We start from the raw sequence: 19,379 nt of genomic DNA, 5'->3' as shown, positions 1-19,379 counted from the left end.
TCAGAGGAAGTAGAGACGGCTGAGCGAGACGCTGTCGGCCGGTTCGGAGCGCAGCGGTGAGCCGTCCAGCGAGACCAGCCCGGTCTCGGTGACCTCGACGTGGCCGACCCGGGCGTTGCGCACCATGTCGCGCGGCCCGATGCCGCGGGTGCCCCGGACGCCGACGCGGCGGCGGCGGGTGGGCAGCCCGTCGGCGGGGCGGTCGAGGTAGGCGCCGTCGGCGGCGGCCTGGGCGACGAAGGCCACCGAGATGTCGGCGGCGGTCGCGCCGTGGGCGCCGAACTGCGGCCCCAGGACGAGCGGTTCGCAGCGGTCGGTGGAGGCGTTGGGGTCGCCGACCACGCCGTACGCGGGGAAGCCGGCCTTGAGGACGAGCTGCGGCTTGGCCCCGAAGTGGTCCGGGCGCCACAGCACGATGTCGGCGAGCTTGCCGATCTCGATCGAGCCGACCTCGTGCGAGAGGCCGTGCGCGATGGCCGGGTTGATGGTGAGCTTGGCGATGTAGCGCAGTACGCGCTCGTTGTCGTCGCCGGTCTCCGTCGTCCCGTACGAGCCGGTGCCGTCGAGCGGGCCGAGTTCGGCCTTCATCTTCCCGGCCATGGCGAAGGTGCGGCGCACCGTCTCGCCGGCCCGGCCCATGCCCTGGGCGTCGGAGGAGGTGATCCCGATGACTCCGAGGTCGTGCAGCACGTCCTCGGCGCCCATGGTGCCGGCCCGGATGCGGTCGCGGGCCATCGCCGCGTCGCCGGGCAGGTCGACCTTGAGGTCGTGCGCGGAGACGATCATGCCGAAGTGCTCGCCGAGGGCGTCCCGGCCGAACGGCAGCGTCGGGTTGGTGGAGGAGCCGATGACGTTCGGCACGCCCGCCATCTTCAGCACGTTGGGGACGTGACCGCCGCCGCAGCCCTCGATGTGGAAGGCGTGGATGGTCCGGCCCTCCAGCACCTTCAGGGTGTCCTCGACGGAGAGGCACTCGTTCAGGCCGTCGGTGTGCAGGGCGACCTGGACGTCGTACTCCTCGGCGACCCGCAGCGCGGTGTCCAGCGCGCGGGTGTGCGCGCCCATGTCCTCGTGCACCTTGAAGCCGGACGCGCCGCCCTCGGCCAGCGCCTCGACCAGCGGGGCCGGGTCGGAGGACGAACCGCGGCCCAGGAAGCCGATGTTGACCGGCCAGGCGTCGAAGGCGTTGAACGCGTGGCGCAGCGCCCACGGCGAGTTGACGCCGACGCCCCAGACCGGGCCGAACTCCTGGCCGATGATCGTGGTGACCCCGGAGGCCAGCGAGGCCTCCATGATCCGCGGCGAGAGCAGGTGGACGTGGGTGTCGATGGCGCCCGCGGTGGCGATCATGCCCTCGCCGGAGACGATCGTGGTGCCGGTGCCGACGACCACGTCCACCCCGTCCAGGGTGTCCGGGTTGCCGGCCCGCCCGATCGAGGCGATCCGGCCGCCGATCAGGCCGATCGAGGTCTTGCGGATGCCCTGGACCGCGTCGATCACCAGCACGTTGCTGATCACGACGTCGCAGGTGTCGCGGACGGCGGCGGGCTTGAGGTGCAGGCCGTCGCGGGCGGTCTTGCCGAAGCCGGCCAGGAACTCGTCGCCGGGCGCCTGGGAGTCGGACTCGACGCGGACGATCAGACCGCTGTCGCCGAGCCGGATCCGGTCCCCGGCGCGCGGGCCGTGCACGGAGATGTAGTCATGGGGGGTGATCGCCGTCATGAGGGCACCTCCGCGTCGTCGAAGCTGGTCAGGTAGCCGGTCGCGCGGGCCTTGGCCAGGGCGGCCTCCTTCGCGCCGGGCGCGTCCAGGGGCCCGTCCACGAGCCCCGCGAAGCCGATCGCGACCCGCTCGCCGCCGATCGGCACCAGGCCGACCTCGACGGTGGCGCCCGGGTCGAAGCGCACCGAGGAACCCGCCGGGACGGCCAGGTGGGTGCCGTAGGCGGCGGCGCGGTCGAAGGCCAGGCGCGGGTTGGCCTCGAAGAAGTGGAAGTGCGAGGTGACCGAGATCGGCACCTCGGAGGTGTTGTGGACGGGGAGCAGCAGCGTCTCCTCGACCGGGTCGTAACCGGCGCCGTCGCCGATCAGCGCGCCGCCGGGGGCCTCGTCGCCGAGCGAGCCGGCGCCCTGGAACGGGTCGTTGACGACGGCGAGGCGGGTGCCGTCGTCGAAGACGGCCTCGACCTGGACGACGGTGACCACGTCGGGCACGCCGGGCAGTACGTCGTCGGCGGTCAGCACGGAGCGGCCGGCCTCGATGGCCTCGGCCAGGCGCCGGCCGTCGCGGGCGGCCTCGCAGACGGCGTCCGCGATCAGGGCGGTGGCCTCGGGGATGTTGAGGCGTACGCCCCGGGCTCGGCGGGCGCGGGCCAGTTCGGCTGCTGTGAAGATCAGCAGCCGGTCCCGCTCGGTGGGGGTCAGTCGCACGGTTCCTCGCTCGCGGTCGCCGGGGGAGGGGGTCGGCTCGGGGGCCGGGGGGCTTCCCGGGGGTGATGTTAGAACGGCGTTCAAACATCTCGGGCCATTGAACCCGGCCCGGGGCGCCCTGTCCAGCGTTGCCGGTCCGCGCGGGTTCGGCTTCCTGGGCGGCGGATGGGGGTGAGAGGCGGCGGCCGGGGTGACGGGCGGGGGTGACGGGCAGGGCGGAAGGGGAGGGGGCGCGGGCGGGAGCAGGGTCGGGGGCGCGGGGTCGGGGGCGCGGCCCGTACGGGCGCCGGGTGTGCGCGGGATCGAGTGGCGGCGGCTTCGAAATCGCCTCTGTGCTTCGCAAACCTGTCCGGCGCGGGCAGTTGGATCACGCGGACCTCCCCGTGCCCCTTTCACCCCACGTGATCGGACGCACACTGTTGCAAACGCCGTCAACTGGGCATGAGGATGGTGGTCAGATCGAGGGGGCCACCCGGCCGGCGGGGGATCCGGAGGCGGGGGCCCGGATTTCAGGGCGGGGGCATTGTGGTGATGGACGGTCAGTCGCGATTCCCGCGGCAGCGGACGAGTTCGGGCGACGCCTACCGGTCCGGCCCGGTCCAGGGTGCGGTCGGCAACACCGGGACGGTCGGCGCCACCGGCACCGCCGGGGCCACCGGGACGGCCCTGCCGGGCACACCGGCCCCCGGGTGCGCGCTGCACCGCCGGCTGCACCTGACGCTCGACCCGGCCGACCTGGTCGCGGTCGGCTCGGTCCGGCGACGACTGCGCTCGGCGCTGGACCGCTGGGGGGTGCCGGAGCTGTCCGACACCGCCGAGCTGCTCTCCTCCGAGCTGGTCACCAACGCGCTGCTGCACACCACCAAGGGCGCGGTCTTCGACGCGGTGCTCGGCTCGGACCACCGGCTGCGCATCGAGGTGCAGGACGGCACGAGCAGGCTGCCCGGGCGCCGCCGCGCCCCGGAGGCCGAGTACGCGACCTCGGGGCGCGGCCTGCTGCTGGTGGAGGCGCTCGCGGACTCCTGGGGCGTGCAGCTGAGAGGCGACGGCAAGGTCACCTGGTTCGAACTCGCGTTGCCCTGAGCCCGGCCGCCGCGGCCGTACGATTGTTCGCGGCCGATTGATTCGCCGGCGAAGGAAGCCCTGAACAGAAGGCGGAGCGGAAGATTTCCGGACCGTTGGCATTGCCGCTCGGCGGAACATTGGCCAGGATGGTGGGAATGTGTGTCCACGTGCGGGAAGTAGCGGGGAGACCGTACCTCGACTGACCACCGTCCGTCGGCACCGTCCTATCCAGCACGACCCATCACACCGCCACGCGGCCCGTCCGAACGGTCGGCGCGGTCCGCCACGGCAGCGGCAGGAGCAGCATGCCCACTGAGCCCGAGTCGCCGGGGCCGGCGCTTCCTCCCGGCGCGTCCGCCGTAGAGCCGCGAGCCGTGGAGCCCAGAACCGCAGAGCCGCGAGCCGTGGAGCCGTCGCGAGCCGTGGAGTCCGCAACCATCGAGTCGACCCTCCCCGAGCAGCCGACCGTCCCCGAGCCGTGGAGCCCCGGACAGCCCCTCGTCGGCCCCACCACCGCCGGGACGGGCCGGGCCCGGCCGCCCGCGCAGTCGACCCGGCGAAGCCCCGCGGTGCGCCCGTCGCCGAGCCTCGCCGCCGCCCGGCTGGCCCCCGTGCTGACCGGCGGACTGCCGCCCGCCTCCGCCGACTCCATGCCGGACTGGCTGGAGCCCGCGATGGCTGCCAACGGCATCGGGTCCTTCGACTGGGACATCCGCCGCGACGTCCTGGAGGGCGACCAGCGGGCCTGCACGATCATCGGCCTGGACGGCCCGGGGCAGGCCCGCTTCGACCGCACCGCCACCTCCTTCCTGGCCCTGCTGCACCCCGAGGACGCGCCGGTGGTGCGTCGCCGGGTCGAGCGCGCGGTCGCCGAGCTCGGCCAGTGCGGCGCCTACTACCGCACCGTCGGGCCGAACGGCACCATGCGCGCGGTGCGTTTCCGCGGCCGGGTGCTCGCGGACGCCTTCGGCCGCGCCTCCCGGATGGTCGGCTTCGTCTGGGACGCCACCGTCGAGCTGCACAAGCGCGACCTCGCCGACCGGATGGCCCTGCTGCGCGAGGACCGCTCCCGGTTCATCAAGGAGGCGGCGCGCGCCCTCTCCGAAGCCGTCACCGTCCGTGACGTGGCCCGGGTGTTCACCGAGCTGCCGCTGCCCGGCCTGCCGCCGGACGGCCTGGTGCTGGCCTCCTTCGAGGCCGGACGGGCCCGGATCCTCGGCGCCTTCGGCTACCGCGCCGACGCGCTGGCGGTCTGGGACCGCACCGTGCTGCCCGCCGGCCACCCGGCCGCCGAGGCGCTGCGGCACCGCGCGCCGGTGTTCGTCTCGACCCGCGAGGAGTTCCGCGCCGGCTACCCCGAGGTGTGGGGGCCGACCAGCCGCACCGGCCGCGGCTCCTGGGCGTACCTGCCGCTGGTGGCCAGCGGCCGGGCGATCGGCGTCTGCGTGGTCAGCTTCGACGACGAGCGCGAGCTGGACGCGGACGAGCGCACCCTGCTGTCCACCCTGGGCGGGCTGGTCGCCCAGTCGCTGGCCCGGGCCCGGCTGCACGACGCCGAGCACGAGCTGGCGGCCGGCCTGCAGCGGGTGATGCTGCCGCGCACCGTCCCCTCCGTGCCGGGCGTGACCACCGCCGTGCGCTACCTCGCGGCCGGCTCCGGCCTGCAGATCGGCGGCGACTGGTACGACGTGGTGCCGCTGCCCGGCGGGCACGTCGGCCTGGTGATCGGCGACGTCCAGGGGCACGACGTGCACGCCGCCGGGATCATGGGCCAGCTGCGGATCGCGCTGCGCGCCTACGCGGCCGAGGGCCACCCGCCCGCCGCCGTGATGGCCCGCGCCTCCCGCTTCCTCGCCGACCTGGACACCGACCACTTCGCGACCTGCACCTACGCTGAGGTCAACGTGGACTACGGCGTGGTCTACGCGGTCCGGGCCGGCCACCTCGACCCGGTGGTGCGCCGCGCGGACGGCACCGCCGCCGTGGTGCCGGTGGCCGGCGGGCTGCCGCTGGGCATCGATCCGGACCAGGAGTACCGGGTCACCCGGTTCAGCCTGGACCCGGGCGAGACCGTGCTGCTCTGTACCGACGGCCTGGTCGAGGCACGCGGCATGGACCTGGACGAGGGCATCGCCCGGCTCACCCAGGTGCTCGCCCGCCCGCTGCCGCCCGCCGGGGAGGCGGCCCGCGACCCGCTGGACGAGCTGGCCGAGCGGATCGCCTCCCAGGCCGCCGACTCCAGCGAGCGCGAGGACGACATAGCGCTGCTGCTCCTGCGCTGGGACGGCCCGGCGGGCGGGCTCGCCGCCCAGCAGCTGCGCCGCCGGATCGGCCAGGCCGACCTGGCGCGGGTCGCCGAGGTGCGGGCCGAGCTGCGTGACGCGCTGCGCCGCTGGGGCGTCGCCGAGTTCATCGACACCGCCGAACTGCTCTCCTCCGAGCTGGTCACCAACGCCATCCGGCACACCGACCGGGACGCCATGTTCACCGCCCGGCTCTACCGGGAGCCCGAGGAGGACGGCGGGCGGGCCCGGCTGCGGGTCGAGGTGGAGGACGAGTCGGACCTGTGGCCGACCCGCCGGACCCCGGGGGAGCAGGCCTCCTCAGGCCGCGGGCTGATGCTGGTCGAGGCGCTCGCGGACTCCTGGGGCGTGGAGCCCCGCGGGTCCGGCAAGCGGATGTGGTTCGAGCTCAGCGGGGCGGCGGCCTGAACACCCGCGGGGCCCGGGCAACCGGGGTGGCCTGAGCAACCGAGCGGCCTGAGCACCCGGGGCGCCCCGGGTGCTCAGGCCGCTCGGGCGCCGACGCTCCTGCGGGAGTGCCGACGGCGCCTGGCGGATCATCGGGCCCCGGGGCGTCGACAGGGCGTCAGCCGAACTGCTGCTCCAGGTCCTTCAGCTTGCGCTCCAGCGAGTCCAGCCGGGGCAGCGTGACGGTGTCCTCCTCCAGGGTGAGGTCGATGGTGCGCCGCTCCGGGCGGGCCGGCAGGCCGGGCTGGACCACGGTGCCCTCGGCGGGCTCGACCTCGGCGGGCTCGACCTCGCGTGGAGCGGCGGGCCGTTCCACCTCGGGGCGGCCCGCCCGGCGCCGTCCGGTGGCGGCGGGCCGGTCGGCCCCGGGCCCGTCGGCTATGGCGGGCTCCGAGCCGGACTCCAGCTGCCGCGCGGCGCCGCCGCCGCGGCGCCAGGTGCTGTGGGATCGGTTGATCGCCCGGATCTCGGCCCGCTCGCGGCGCCCGGCCAGCCTGCGGCGCTCCTTGTCCAGGGCGCGCTCCCGCTTGTCGTCGCGGACCTCCTCGACCGCCTCGTCCAGGCTGCGCACGCCCTCCAGGAGCATCAGCGACCAGGCCGCGTAGGTCTCGCGCGGGGCGCGCAGCCAGCGGACGATGCGGATCTGTGGCAGCGGCCGGGGGACCAGCCCCTGTTCGCGCAGCGCGGCCCGGCGGGTCTGCTTCAGCGCCCGGTCGAACAGGACCGCCGCCGAGAGGGACATGCCGGAGAAGAACTGCGGGGACCCGGCGTGGCCGAAGCCGCGTGGTGCGTGCACCCAGTTGAACCAGGCCGAGGCGCCCGCGAAGATCCAGACCAGCAGCCGTGAGCCGAACGCCGCGTCGCCGTGGCTGGCCTCGCGGACGGCGAGCACCGAGCAGAACATCGCGGCGCCGTCGAGCCCGAAGGGGACGAGGTACTCCCAGCCCCCGGAGAGGTTGAGGTTCTGTACGCCGAAGCCGACCAGCCCGTGGAAGGAGAGCGCGGCGGCGACGGCGGCGCAGCAGAACAGCAGCGTGTACGAGGCGGCGCCGTACAGGGATTCCTTGCGGCGGCGCCGTTCCTCGGCGCGCTCCCAGGAATCCGCGCCGGTGGCGTTGACGGATCCCCGGTTGCGGAGCAGGGCCACCAGGAGCGCGCTGACCAGTAGCCCCGCGACTACGGTGACGGCCCACCCGAGCGGTATGTCGGACAATTTCATCGCCGGAACCAGCCTCGCTTTCCTGCGTCGCGTTCCTGCGTCGTGATGGCGGGGACCATCATGGCCGATGCTCGGCGGACGAATGGCCGATTCGCCGTCAATGCGCTGGGGAGAGGGATTTCTGACGCGGCAGCAAAACGATTGTCTGATAAATCTGAAGCAGATTGTTCCTGGAATTCCGGGCTTTCCGGATCTGGATTCGGACGAATGTTCGTCAACTCCGCGTGACGCGTGGGCAGCCGCCGCACATCTCCTGCGGTTCCACGGTGTAGACGAGGCAGCAGCTGGCCCGGGCCCGGTCCGTACTCGAAGCGTCGACGCATCCGGGCGCCGGGGGCGCGAAGCCGGCGCCCGGGGTGAAGGGGGCCGGGGCGGGGGCGGGGCCGCCGTCCGCGCCGGGCGTGCACGCGGGCCTGCCGGGCGCCAGCAGCGCGGACAGCTCGGCGCGCGCCCGCTCCGCCTCCCCGAGCAGCCCGCCCGCGTGGCAGAGCCCCTCCACCACCGCGTCCGTGGCCATCGCCCACAGCACCCGGGGTCCACGCCGCGCCTCCGGGCGGAAGGCGGCCAGCACCGGCGTCAGGAACCCGCCCAGCGCGCACCGCAGTTCGGCGGCCAGCGCGTCCTCATCCGGCGCCGTACGGGCCTGCGGCGCGGCGGCCGCCGGGTCGTCCGGCAGACAGACGAACGCCGTCGGGCGGACCGTCAGCTCCATCGCGCCGGGCCGCCGGCGCAGCGAGACGTCCCCGAGGGCGAGCAGCGGGACGCGCCGCTGCAGGAACCACGGCAGCGTGAACAGCAGCGAGACCGGCCAGACGAAGCGGTGCAGCCCGAAGCCGGCCGCGACGTCCGGGCGCAGCGGCCGCCCGTAGCGGGCGAGGCCCTGCCGGGCGTCATGGGCGATCAGCTCGCGCACCGCCTCGGGGCGGGCGGCCAGGTCGGCGGCGGGCAGCCAGCCGCCGCCGCGTCGGGGCGGGGCGCAGCGCACGCTCAGGACGGGGGTGAGCCCGGCCAGCCGGTGGTACGCGGGGGCGCCCGGGGCGTCGAGTGGTGCGGCGGGGGTGGGGGTGGGCGCGGTGGTGCTGCGGGGAGTCGGTGGGGTGGGGGCGGGTCGGGGGCTGGTCGGCGAGGGGGAGGCCGGCGCGGGGGTGTGCGCCCCGGGGGTGCGGGGGGCGCACGGCGTGGGGCCGGGCCTGGCGCTGCTCGCGGTCATGGGTGGGCCCCATCGGGTCGACCGGGGCCGCCCATGGACCGCCCGGCGGTGCCCGGCGGCGCGGTGGTGCGTGCCGGGCGCGGCCGGACCGGGGCATGGCGGTGCCCGGGGAACGGCAAGGCGACCCGGCCGGGGCACTGCTCGCCCCGGCCAGGTTAGGCTCACCTTAGCTGATTGTTCCCTGGGTTTCGCTGGTGGTGCGCCCGTCCGGGGGAGGCCCCGGCGCGCGGGCGGCGCCCAGCTGGCGTGCGAGCCAGACCGGGACCCCGCCCAGGGCGTGCACCAGCCGGGTCGCCTCGGCGCGCAGCCGGGCGGCCTCGTCCGGTTCGGACACCTCGGCGAGCGCCGCGAGCGCCGGAGCCACCCCCACCGTGAAGCCGAGTTGCTCGCGCAGCCGCAGGGAGGCGTCGAAGGCCTCGCGGGCGTTGGCGCGGTCCCCACGGGAGAGCGCCAGCGCGCCCAGGTGACGCCAGGTGTACGAGCGCAGCAGTTCGTCCCCGCGCTCGCCGGCGCCCTCGTGCGCCCGGCGGTAGGCGATCCAGGCGGCACCGCGGTCGCGTAGCAGGTTCTCGGCGACCAGGCCGCGTCGGAAGTCCAGCAGTGGGCGGCCGGGCGCGTCCGGCGGCAGCAGGGCCGAGGTGCGGCCGAGTGCGGCCTGGGCCTCGTCCAGCCGGTCCCGCGGCCCGAGCACACTCGCCACGTACGCGAGGAAGCCGCGGGCGCAGGCGGCGGCCGCGCGCTGTTCGGTGCCGGCCGCCAGTGCCTCCGCCAGGCGTAACGCCTGCTCCGCCTGGGTCCAGTGCGTGGCGGTGAACAGGCACTGCTCGATGAGGAGTTCGGCCCGTCCGAGGGCCGCTGCCGGGTCCTGTTCGGCGGCCGGGCGCAACAGTTCGGCTGCCTCCTGCCAGCACCCCCGGGACCTCAGTCGCCACACGGTGTCGCCCGGCTCCTCCGCTGCTGCCCGCCCCCGCCCGTTCGGGCCGCTCGGGCCCCATCCGTGCTCTGACAACGCCACCTCCTTGTGTGCGCCATCCAGCAGGGCACGGACCTGCCCCTGGGGCCCTGCCGCCACGACCGTGCGCATGGCAACGGCAGGGCGAAAGGCCCGCGCTGTGGCGGCAATTCAACACGGGGGTGAGCTTGTGCACCAGATCACGAGCGAAGGTTGTTGATTTTGAGGAAGAAATGATCTAGGGGTGCGCGGGCGAAACGATCCGGCGGGGCATCCGGTCGGTCAGGAGGTCCAGCCGGTCTCCATCAGGGCCTCGGCGGCGCCGTTCGCGGGCTGCGGCACACCTGCCAGATCCAGGCTGAACAGGGCGACCAGCAGCTGCTCGCCGCGCACGGTGGCCTGGTGCGAATAGCCCGCGAGAGTGAACATCGCGGCGGCCATCTCCTCGGCGTGCAGGGTCTGCAGCCACAGGCACTCGACCGCCTTCACGTCGGCCGGTTCGGTCCAGGTGTCGACCTGGGCGACCATCCGGCCGCCCAGCAGGGTGACCCCGTCGCGCTCCTGCGCCTCGGTCAGCTCCAGGTCGTCGAAGCCGAGCCACTCCAGGTAGCGGGCGGCGGTGATCACCGCGTCCTGCGAGGTACGCACCGGGTTCGGGCGGAAGGGCGTGCGGTGGCGGAACGGGCGGGAGCGGCCGGTGGAGGCGCCGGGCGGCGCGGGCGGGGCGGGCGCCGGCGCGCCCAGCGGGTGGGCCGGGTGGGGGCGGGAGGCCTGCGGGCCGGGGGCGGCGAGCGGGGCGGCCGTACCGCTGCCCAGCCGGGTGGCACGGTCCACCGGCAGCCGGACGGTGGCGCCGCAGTTGCAGGTGAACTCGGGCTGCGGCCACTGGTCGGAGCGGCCGCAGTGCGGGCAGCGCATGCTCAGCCAGGAGTCCTCCCAGGAACGGAAGCGCACCTGCACCGGCACCCCGCCGCGCAGCAGCGGCACCTTGAGCGAGGCACCGCAGGGGCAGGGCAGCGAGGGCGGCTCGTACAGGTGCTCGCGGCGGCAGGCGGGGCAACGGATCGCCCGGGCGCCACCGCCCGCCCCCGGCCGCGTGGGGTCGTGTCCGGTGAAGTCGTCGGGCAGTCCGGCCATCGCGGGCTCCGTCCGTCGGTGTCGGGTGGGTGGGACGATTCCCATGCTCCCCGAAATGTCCGGCGCTGGGCGCGGAATGGGGCAATCCTCAGGGACGGATCAGGGGTCGCCGACCGTCAGGGGCGAGGCGGCCTCCGTCCCGAGGAGGACGGTCACCCGGCGGACCAGCGGGCCAGGTCGGCGGGGGTGTCCAGGTCGTCCGGGACGGCGACGTCGGCGCACTCGACGAGGACGACCTCCGCCGCGTGCGCCGCCAGGAGGGCGCGGGCGCCGGCGTCGCCGGAGGCGCCCGCGGCCGCCTCGGCGAAGTGCCGGGCGCCGATCAGCACCGGGTGGCCGCGCCGCCCGTCGTAGGCCGCCGCGGCCAGCTCGGCGCCCGCCCGGTGCGCGGCCAGCAGCCGGGCCACGGCGGCCGGGGTGACGCCCGGGGTGTCCACCAGCATGACGAGCACCGCCGAGGCCTCGGGCGCCACGGCGGCCAGGCCGGCCCGCAGCGAGGAGCCCATGCCGCCCGCCCAGTCCGGGTTGGCCACCAGACGGCAGCCCGGCAGGTGGGCGGTGGCCCTGACCCGCTCGCCCGCCGCGCCCAGCACCACCGTGACGTCCGCGCAGCCGCCGGCCCGGACCACCGCCACCGCGTGCTCCACCAGCGGTCGGCCCGCGTACCGGATCAGCGCCTTGGGGCGTCCGCCGAGGCGCCGCCCGCCCCCGGCGGCGAGCACGAGGGCGGCGACCGGGGCGGGGCCGACCGGGTGCGGGCAAGCGGGCGTCGGCGCAGTCTGCATGGGCCCAGCCTGCCGCCCCCGGACGGGGTCGCGCATTGTGTGAATCCACAAGGCGAAGCCGCAGGTGGCGGCCGCTCCCCGGCGGTTCGGCCGCTGGTCCTGCGGGCTCCCGCCGCCTGTACTGGGTCGATGAACACCGCACCGCGCCCGCTGGTGGACCGTTTCGGTCGGGTCCACACCGATCTGCGGGTCTCGTTGACCGACCGCTGCAACCTGCGCTGCACCTACTGCATGCCGGCGGAGGGCCTCGACTGGCTCGCCCGGGCCGAGGTGCTCGGCGACGACGAGGTGGTGCGGCTGGTGCGGATCGCCGTCGAGCGGCTGGGGATCGCGTCGGTCCGGCTGACGGGCGGCGAGCCGCTGCTGCGGCGGGGACTGCCCGGGCTGGTCGGCCGGATCGCCGAGCTGGGCGCCGACGTGTCGCTGACGACCAACGGGATCGGCCTGGCACGGACGGCGGTCGCCCTGCGCGAGGCCGGTCTGGGGCGGGTGAACGTCAGCCTGGACACGCTGCGGCCCGAGCGCTTCGCCGCGATCACCCGGCGGGACCGGCTGGCCGACGTGCTGGCGGGGTTGGCCGCGGCGAAGGCGGCGGGGCTGGGCCCGGTGAAGGTCAACGCGGTGCCGGTGCGCGGGGTGAACGAGGACGAGATCGTCGCCCTGGCCGAATTCGCCGTCGAGCACGGCTACCTGATGCGGTTCATCGAGTCCATGCCGCTGGACGCGCAAGGGGCGTGGGACCGGGCCGCGATGGTGACGGCGGAGGAGATCCTGGCCGCGCTGGGGGAGCGGTTCGACCTGGTGCCGGTGGGGCGGCACGGCAGCGCGCCGGCGGAGGAGTGGCGGATCGCGGGGACGGACGCGGTGGTCGGGGTGATCGCCTCGGTGACCAGGCCGTTCTGCGGCGGCTGCGACCGGGTCCGGCTGACGGCCGACGGGCAGTTGCGCAACTGCCTGTTCGCGACGGAGGAGTCCGACCTGCGCGCCCTGCTGCGCGGCGGGGCGGACGACGCGGCGATCGAGGCGGCCTGGCGGGCCTCGGTGACGGGCAAGGGGCCCGGACACGCCATCGGGAGCGCGGACTTCGTCCGGCCGGACCGTCCGATGTCCGCGATCGGCGGCTGACACCCCCGGGGGGGCGGGTTCGCCGTTCGGGGCTCGCGGTGGGCGGTGTGGGGCTCGCGGTGTGGGGCTCGCGCTGCGCGGTGCGACCCGGATCCGGGGTGGGTGCGGTGCGACCCGGATTCGAGGCGGGTGCGGGTCGGATGGTATTCGTGGGCAGTGGCCCCGATGATCTCCCGCTTCCCTCGTCCCGCCCGGTTCCCCCGGCGCGCCCTGTCCGCCCTCGCCGTCGCCGCCGTGCTCGCCCTCGTGGGCGGCTGCACCGGCGCCGGCGGCGCGGGCAGTACCGGCAGCCGGCCGCCCCTCGACCAACTGGTCGCCGCCACCGCCACCCCGGCCCTGCGCGCGCTCTACAGCCAGCGGATCGACTGGCGGACCTGCCCCGACGAGGACGACGGCGACCAGGACGCGCCGACCATCCAGTGCGCCACCCTCACCGTCCCGCTGGACTACACCGACCCCGGCGGCCGCACCATCGGCGTCGCCCTCGTCCGGTTGCCCGCCGCCGACCGGGACCGGCGGATCGGCGCCCTCTTCGTCAACCCCGGAGGTCCCGGCAACTCCGGTATCAGCATGGTCCGTTGGGACTGGAAGACCTACCAGGGGCTGCACGGCCGCTTCGACCTGGTCGGCTTCGACCCGCGCGGCGCCGGAGCCACCACCCCCGTCCACTGCCTGGACGACCACACCCGCGACGAGTGGAACGCCACCGACGACCCGGCCTACGACCACGGCCGGATCCTCGCCGACGCCTGCCGGACGAACCACCCCGACCTGCTGTCGCACGTCGCCACCCGCGACACCGCCCGCGACCTCGACGTCCTGCGCGGCGCCCTCGGCGAAGCCAAGCTGGACTTCCTCGGCCTCTCCTACGGCACCCACCTCGGCGCGCTCTACGCCGAGGAGTTCCCCGACCGCACCGGCCGCCTCGTCCTCGACGGCGCCGTCGAGCACGGCACCGACCCGATGCAGCTCGACGTCGAACAGGCCGTCGCCGGCGAGGCCGCGTTCCGGGCCTTCGCCACCTCCTGCGCCACCGACGACGGAAAGGACTGCCCGTTCGGCGCCGACCCGGCCGCCGCCCCGCGCCGCCTCGCCGCCTTCCTCGACGGCCTGCACAAGCACCCGCTGCACGCCACCGACGGCCGCACCCTCACCGCCGCCCTCGGCTGGACCGCCACCCTCAACGTGCTCTACGACGGCCACCGCTCCTGGTACCGGCTGCAGGACGCCCTCACCCCGGCCGTCACCCGGGGCGACGCGGACGCCCTGCTCGCACTCGCCGACGGCGCCAACGGACGCGGCGAGGACGGGCACTATGCGACCGTCGCGGACGCCTACGCGGCCATCTCCTGCGCCGACCTCCCGCCGCCCACCCAGGCGGAGCTGAGCGCGGCCCTCGCCGACCTCGCCGGCCAGGCCCCGCTGACCAGCCGGCACAACCCCCTGGTCACCCTGCTCGCCCCCGACTGCCGCCCCTGGCCGTACCGCTCGACCGAACACCCGCACTCGATCCTGGCGCCCGGCAGCGCCCCGATCCTGGTCGTCGGCTCCACCGAGGACCCGGTCACCCCGTACCCGTGGGCGCAGCGGCTGGCGGCCGGTCTGGAGCACGGCGTGCTGCTCACCCGCGAGGGCGACGGGCACACCGCGTACGACAAGAGCTCCTGCGTCCGGACGGCCATCGCCGCGTTCCTGGAGGACGGCCGGATGCCGGCGGCGGGGACGCACTGCCCGTCCGACTGAGCGGCTCCGGCGCGCCCGGGGACGGGAAAGGCCGCGACAAGGGGGCGTGCCGCGCGAACGCGGCACGCCCCCTCGGGGATCGGAGACCGGGGACCGGAGTCAGGAGGTCGGGGCCGTCAGGTCGTAGAAGGTGGCCGAACCGACCGTCTTGACGGTGAAGTGGGCGGCCACCCAGGACTCGATCCGGGCGTTCTCCGACTCCTGCTGCTCACCGCCGGCCGCACTGCCGGCCCTACTGCCGCCCGCACTGCCGCCCGCGCCGCCGAAGCCGCCGCGGGAACCGCCGGCGATGAACCAGTGGACCTTGCCCTCCTGGACGTACTTCTGGAAGCCCGCCAGGCTCAGCGAGGGATCCGTGCCGTTGAAGCCGCCGAGGGCCATCACCGGCTCACCGGTGGCGAGTTGGTAGCTCGCGGCGTTCTGCGAGCCGACGGTCGCGGCCGCCCAGGTGTAGTGGTCGGCGTTCTCCTTGAGCAGGGCGGCGGCCTCGTCGCTCACCCTGGTGCCGCCGAGCAGGCCGCCCATGCCGCCACCGCCCATGCCGCCGGGGAAGCCACCGCCCATGCCGCCGGGGGCCGTGCCCTCGGGGCCGGCCGCGCCGGGAGCGCCGGGGAAGGTGCCATTGCCGCCGGCGGTGCCGTTGCCACCGTTGCCGCCGGCGGTACCGCGCTCGTGGCCTCCGTTCGCGTGGTCGGAGCCGGAACCGTTGCCGCTACCGGAGCCCGAACCGCCGCCCATGCCGCCGGGGAACCCGCCGGGGAAGCCCCCGCCGTTCTGCCCGCGCGGAGCCTGGCCGCCGGGGAAGCCCTGCTGTCCGCCCTGTCCGCCCTGTCCGCCCTGTCCGCCTTGCCCACCCTGGCCGAACCAGCGGCCGTTGCCGCCGCCGCCCGGGAAGCCCTTGCCGCCGCCCTTGCGTCCGCCACCGCCGCCCGGCCCGAACGCGCCCTGCACGCCCGGTCCGGCGGTCACGATCGAGCCGGTGTGCGCCGTGTTGACGGTGTCCACCGCGTACGCCGCCGGGCCGCCGAGCGCCGCCGCCAGGCCCACCAGGCCCGCCACCGAGGCGATCCGCGCGCCGACCCGGCCGGAGGCCCGCCCGGCGAGCTGCCCGCCGACCAGGGCGACCGCCGCCGCCAGCCCGCCGACCAGCACCGCCCAGCGCAGCCACGGCAGGAAGCCCGGGCTGCGGCCGAGCAGCACGAACGCCCAGACCGCCGTCACCGCGAGCGTCCCGGCCAGCACCAGCGCCCACGGCAGCCGGTGCCGCGCCCGCCACAGCCCGTCCACGCCCATGCCGACCAGGGCCGCGACGGCCGGGGCCAGCGCCACCGTGTAGTACTGGTGGAAGATCCCGGACATGAAGCTGAAGATCAGCGCGGTGGAGAGCAGCCAGCCGCCCCAGACCAGGAACGCGGCGCGGGCGCTGTCGGCGCGGGCGTAGCGGCGCGTCGCCCAGAGGCCGACCAGCAGCAGGATCAGCGCGGCCGGCATCAGCCAGGCGATCTGCCCACCGATGTCGGTGCCGAACAGCCGGGTCAGGCCGGTCGAGCCCCAGCCGCGGCCGCCGCCGCGCATCGCGCCGCCCGGCAGGTCGAGCCCGACCGGGAGCCGTCCGCCGCCGCCCACGCTGCCGCGCTCGTTGCCGTCCACCCGGCCGAGGCCGTTGTAGCCGAAGGTCAGCGACAGGAAGCTGTTGTCCTGCGAGCCGCCGACGTACGGGCGGGCCGACGCGGGCAGCAGCTCGACGATCGCGACCCACCAGCCGCCCGAGACCAGCAGCGCCACGCCCGCGAGCAGCATCTGCCGCACCCGCCGCCAGAAGCCGGTGGGCGCCACGACCAGGTAGATCACCGCGAAGGCGGGCAGGACCAGGAACGCCGCGAGGGTCTTGGTGAGGAAGGCGAAGCCGAACATCGCCCCGGTGAACAGCAGCCACCGGGTGCCCGCGGCCTCGATCGCCCGCACCATCCCGTACGCGGCCAGGGTCAGCAGCAGCACCAGCAGCGCGTCCGGGTTGTTGAAGCGGAACATCAGCGCCGCCACCGGGGTGAGTGCCATCGCGGCGCCCGCCAGCAGGCCGCCGAGCGGGGAGAAGCGGCGGCGCACCGTGGCGTACAGGACGCCGACGGTGGCCGCGCCCATCAGCGCCTGCGGGGCCAGCACCGACCAGGAGGAGAGGCCGAAGACCCGCGCCGAGAGCACCATCGGCCACAGCGAGGCCGGCGGCTTGTCGACAGTGATGAAGTTCCCGGCGTCGGAGGAGCCGAAGAAGAAGGCCTTCCAGCTCTGGGTGCCGGCCTGGACGGCGGCCGAGTAGAAGGCGTTGGCCCAGCCGGAGGCGCTCAGTCCCCACAGGTAGAGGACGGCCGTCGCGGCCAGCAGCGCCAGCAGGGCCGGGCGCACCCAGCGCGGGTCGTCCGCGCGCCCGCGCCAGGCGCGGGCCGGGAGGGTGCGCAGCCGGCCGGACCAGGAGGCGGGCCCTTGGGGCCGGCGGGCGGCAGGGACTGCTCGGGGAAGAGCGGTGCCGGGTCCGGTCGGTCGGGGCCCGGCTGCGACACCTCCGGCGGCGGGTGGTTCGCAGCCTCGGGCCACGGGTCGCCGGCCGGAGGGGAGTAGCTGCTCGTGGTCATGCGCCATACGCTGCGTGGCGCGGCTGAGAGAACCGTGAGACGGGGCTGTGAGGCGGGTGTGATCTGCCGGGTTGCCGGCTCGGCTACGCGGCGGCGGGCATGGTGATGTGCTTGCCCAGCCACTCCAGGGCCGGGGGGATCTCCCGGGTCCAGGTGTGGAAGTTGTGGCCGGCGGTGTCCAGGGTGATGGTGGACATCTTGGTGGGGGCCTTGAAGGCGGCGACCATGGCCTTGGTCTCGTCGAAGTTGTTCTCGTCGTTGGCAGTGGTCAGCAGCAGCGAGACCGGCGCGGCCGGCTGGTTCTTCAGCCGCCACAGCAGGTCGTTCTCCTGCTTCAGCTGGGCGCTGCCGCCGAACAGGTCGCCGGTGGTCTCGTCGTGGGCGGCGCTGTAGTAGCCGGAGAGGGCGACCGCCGCGGGGTAGGAGTCGGGCTTGCGCAGCGCGAACTTGAGCGCGCAGTAGCCGCCGGTGGAGTTGCCGATCACGGCCCGGTTGGCCGGGTCGGTGCCGATCCGGTAGGTGGTGGCGAGGGCCTTGGGCAGGTCGCTGGTGAAGAAGGTCTCCACCTGCGGGCCGTTCGGCACGTCCACGCACTCGGTGTCCCGGTTGCCGACGAGCGTGGGCCGGGCCATCACCAGGATGGTCGGCGGCAGCTTCTTCTCCTCGATCGCGGCGAGGGTCGACGCCGGGTACTGCATCAGCGAGATCAGCTTCTCCGGGATGCCCGGGTAGCCGGTGAGCACCAGGGCCATCGGGAACCGCTGCTTGGTGTAGTCCGGCTGGAAGTACTGCGGCGGCAGGTAGACGTACGCCTCGGTGCTCAGACCGCTGCCCGCCCCTTTGACGGCGATCTGCTGGATCATCCCCGACCGCTCCGGGTCCGAGCCCTGGGAGGAGTAGAACTTCTGCTCGCCGGTGACGGCCACCCCGGAGGCGTTCGGCGTGTGGTCGACCACCGTGCCGAGCTTGCCGCTGGTGCCGAGCAGGTCGGTCCAGGAGCTGTAGAAGCCGAAGTAGCCGTTCGCGATCAGGCCCATCGCGACCAGCACCGAGACCTGGGTGGCCAGGAAGGCGCCGATCCGGCCCAGCCAGGACTTCCAGCCCTTCCCGCCGAACCGCGGCCAGAGCCACATGGTGGCGGCGAAGACGACGATCGCGATGACCGAGGTGATGATCTGGAGGGGGAGTCCGGTGAGGCTGAGCACGTGCCCGATCGTAGTTGACCCTGACGGGCGGGCCGGGGCGGGCCCTTCCGATGATCGTTCGAAACGGGTTGACCGGGGTCGTTCGTACTCGGCAGCATGTCGTCCCGGATGCGCGTGGGGAGCGCGCACTGGATGACATCAGGGGTGGGTTCGTGAGGTCTTCGGGGTCCGTGTTCAGGTCCGGCCTGGCCGTCGGCGGAGTGCTGCTGCTCGTGGCGTGTTCGGGCGGCGGGGGCGGAGGGACTGCCGCGCCGAGTGCGTCGGCGACGCCAAGCGCTTCGGCGACGCCGTACGGTACGACGCTCGACCAGGTCCTCGGACCGATCAACACCGGGCTGGCGAAGGTGGCGGCGGCCAAGACCACGAACGAGGTCGGTACGGCGCTCGCGGCCGTCGAGTCCAGCGCCGACCGCGCCTCCCGCAACCTGAACGCCGCCGGCACGCCCGCCGGAGCCGAGACCACGCGCACCGAACTGGTGAACGGACTGAACGCGCTCTCCTCCGAGGCGTTGACGATCCGCGTCGACCTCAACGACAAGAAGTTCTGCACTGTCGATGTCGTTCAGGCCCAGCTCGGTGCCGGCCAGGGGCTGGTGGCGGTCCCGGCCGCCCTGGCCAAGCTGGCAACGGCCGGCTACCAGGCCACCTTCACCGTCCCGGACCTGCCCAAGCCGCAGCCGCAGCCGCGGACCCTGGAGAACGGCACCATGGTCCGAGAAGGTGAGCAGAACGGCCTGGGCACGCTGAAGGTCGTCAACAACGAAGCGGAGGACGTGGTCTTCTCCATCGCGCGGGACGGGCAGTCCGTCGCCTCGGTGTACTCGGCCAAGGGGCAGCAGGTCACCGTCGAGGGCATCACGGACGGCACGTACGACTTCTACTACACCAGCGGTTCGGACTGGGACTCCGGGGCGAAGGTGTTCACCCGGAGCTGCCGGTACGTCAAGTTCTCGACGCCGAAGGACTTCAAGGTCGAGAAGACCTCCTCCGGGAGGACCGCGACCACCTGGACGATCACCCTCAACCCGGCGCGGCCCGGAAACGGGAAGACCGAGTGGTCGGATGTGAACTCCGTCCCGCAGCCGTAGCAGGCAGCAGCCGTAGCACGTAACGGGCATACCGGGACGGG

14 protein-coding genes are annotated in these 19,379 nt (G+C 74.7%); 5 read left to right on the top strand and 9 right to left on the bottom strand.

The window, feature by feature from the left end:
• Nucleotides 1-1,722: an urease subunit alpha gene (locus ACZ51D_RS28695; RefSeq protein WP_360499251.1), complete on the bottom strand. Its 1,722-nt coding sequence runs from the start codon at nt 1,720-1,722 to the stop codon at nt 1-3.
• Nucleotides 1,719-2,429, bottom strand: coding sequence for an urease subunit gamma (locus ACZ51D_RS28690; RefSeq protein ID WP_465618553.1), 711 nt, complete (start codon nt 2,427-2,429; stop codon nt 1,719-1,721). The genes ACZ51D_RS28695 and ACZ51D_RS28690 overlap by 4 nt, the downstream gene beginning before the upstream one ends.
• 531 nt (nt 2,430-2,960) lie before the next feature.
• On the opposite strand from ACZ51D_RS28690, the gene ACZ51D_RS28685 reads away from it, so the two are divergent.
• Nucleotides 2,961-3,512: an ATP-binding protein gene (locus ACZ51D_RS28685; RefSeq protein WP_465618555.1), complete on the top strand. Its 552-nt coding sequence runs from the start codon at nt 2,961-2,963 to the stop codon at nt 3,510-3,512.
• A gap of 404 nt (nt 3,513-3,916) precedes the next feature.
• The gene (locus tag ACZ51D_RS28680) at nt 3,917-6,205 is read left to right on the top strand and encodes an ATP-binding SpoIIE family protein phosphatase (RefSeq protein ID WP_465663848.1); all 2,289 of its coding nucleotides are present in this window, start codon (nt 3,917-3,919) and stop codon (nt 6,203-6,205) included.
• Nucleotides 6,206-6,362: 157 nt separating this feature from the next.
• Here ACZ51D_RS28680 and ACZ51D_RS28675 read toward each other — a convergent pair whose 3' ends face one another.
• The 5 genes from ACZ51D_RS28675 to ACZ51D_RS28655 all read right to left on the bottom strand — a co-directional run bounded on the left by ACZ51D_RS28675 (nt 6,363) and on the right by ACZ51D_RS28655 (nt 11,547).
• Nucleotides 6,363-7,463 carry a DUF2637 domain-containing protein gene (locus tag ACZ51D_RS28675; protein WP_360499258.1) on the bottom strand — a complete coding sequence of 367 codons (1,101 nt, stop codon included), beginning with the start codon at nt 7,461-7,463 and terminating at the stop codon, nt 6,363-6,365.
• 214 nt (nt 7,464-7,677) lie between these two features.
• Nucleotides 7,678-8,673, bottom strand: coding sequence for a (2Fe-2S)-binding protein (locus tag ACZ51D_RS28670; RefSeq protein WP_465663847.1), 996 nt, complete (start codon nt 8,671-8,673; stop codon nt 7,678-7,680).
• A 166-nt stretch (nt 8,674-8,839) separates the two neighbouring features.
• Nucleotides 8,840-9,682 (bottom strand): hypothetical protein, encoded by an 843-nt coding sequence (locus tag ACZ51D_RS28665; RefSeq protein ID WP_465663846.1) that lies wholly within the window; start codon nt 9,680-9,682, stop codon nt 8,840-8,842.
• A gap of 225 nt (nt 9,683-9,907) precedes the next feature.
• On the bottom strand, nt 9,908-10,762 hold the full coding sequence (locus ACZ51D_RS28660; protein ID WP_360499264.1) for a hypothetical protein: 855 nt from the start codon (nt 10,760-10,762) through the stop codon (nt 9,908-9,910).
• A gap of 152 nt (nt 10,763-10,914) precedes the next feature.
• Nucleotides 10,915-11,547: a nucleotidyltransferase family protein gene (locus tag ACZ51D_RS28655; protein WP_465618563.1), complete on the bottom strand. Its 633-nt coding sequence runs from the start codon at nt 11,545-11,547 to the stop codon at nt 10,915-10,917.
• Between the two features lie 129 nt (nt 11,548-11,676).
• On the opposite strand from ACZ51D_RS28655, the gene moaA reads away from it, so the two are divergent.
• The gene (gene moaA / locus ACZ51D_RS28650; RefSeq protein WP_465618565.1) at nt 11,677-12,672 is read left to right on the top strand and encodes a GTP 3',8-cyclase MoaA; all 996 of its coding nucleotides are present in this window, start codon (nt 11,677-11,679) and stop codon (nt 12,670-12,672) included.
• A 165-nt stretch (nt 12,673-12,837) separates the two neighbouring features.
• Nucleotides 12,838-14,415, top strand: coding sequence for an alpha/beta hydrolase (locus ACZ51D_RS28645; protein WP_360499270.1), 1,578 nt, complete (start codon nt 12,838-12,840; stop codon nt 14,413-14,415).
• A gap of 99 nt (nt 14,416-14,514) precedes the next feature.
• Here ACZ51D_RS28645 and ACZ51D_RS28640 read toward each other — a convergent pair whose 3' ends face one another.
• A complete protein-coding gene (locus tag ACZ51D_RS28640) occupies nt 14,515-16,818 on the bottom strand; it encodes a glycosyltransferase family 39 protein (RefSeq protein WP_465663845.1) in 2,304 nt (767 codons plus the stop codon).
• 310 nt (nt 16,819-17,128) lie between these two features.
• A complete protein-coding gene (locus ACZ51D_RS28635; protein WP_465618569.1) occupies nt 17,129-18,250 on the bottom strand; it encodes an alpha/beta hydrolase in 1,122 nt (373 codons plus the stop codon).
• Nucleotides 18,251-18,420: 170 nt separating this feature from the next.
• On the opposite strand from ACZ51D_RS28635, the gene ACZ51D_RS28630 reads away from it, so the two are divergent.
• Nucleotides 18,421-19,338 (top strand): hypothetical protein, encoded by a 918-nt coding sequence (locus ACZ51D_RS28630; protein WP_465618571.1) that lies wholly within the window; start codon nt 18,421-18,423, stop codon nt 19,336-19,338.
• Nucleotides 19,339-19,379: the final 41 nt, after the last annotated feature.

It is taken from the genome of Kitasatospora sp. NPDC033851 (genome assembly GCF_055576085.1).
Note: the sequence above shows the minus strand (reverse complement) of the source record. Positions and strands in the feature narration are given on the sequence as shown.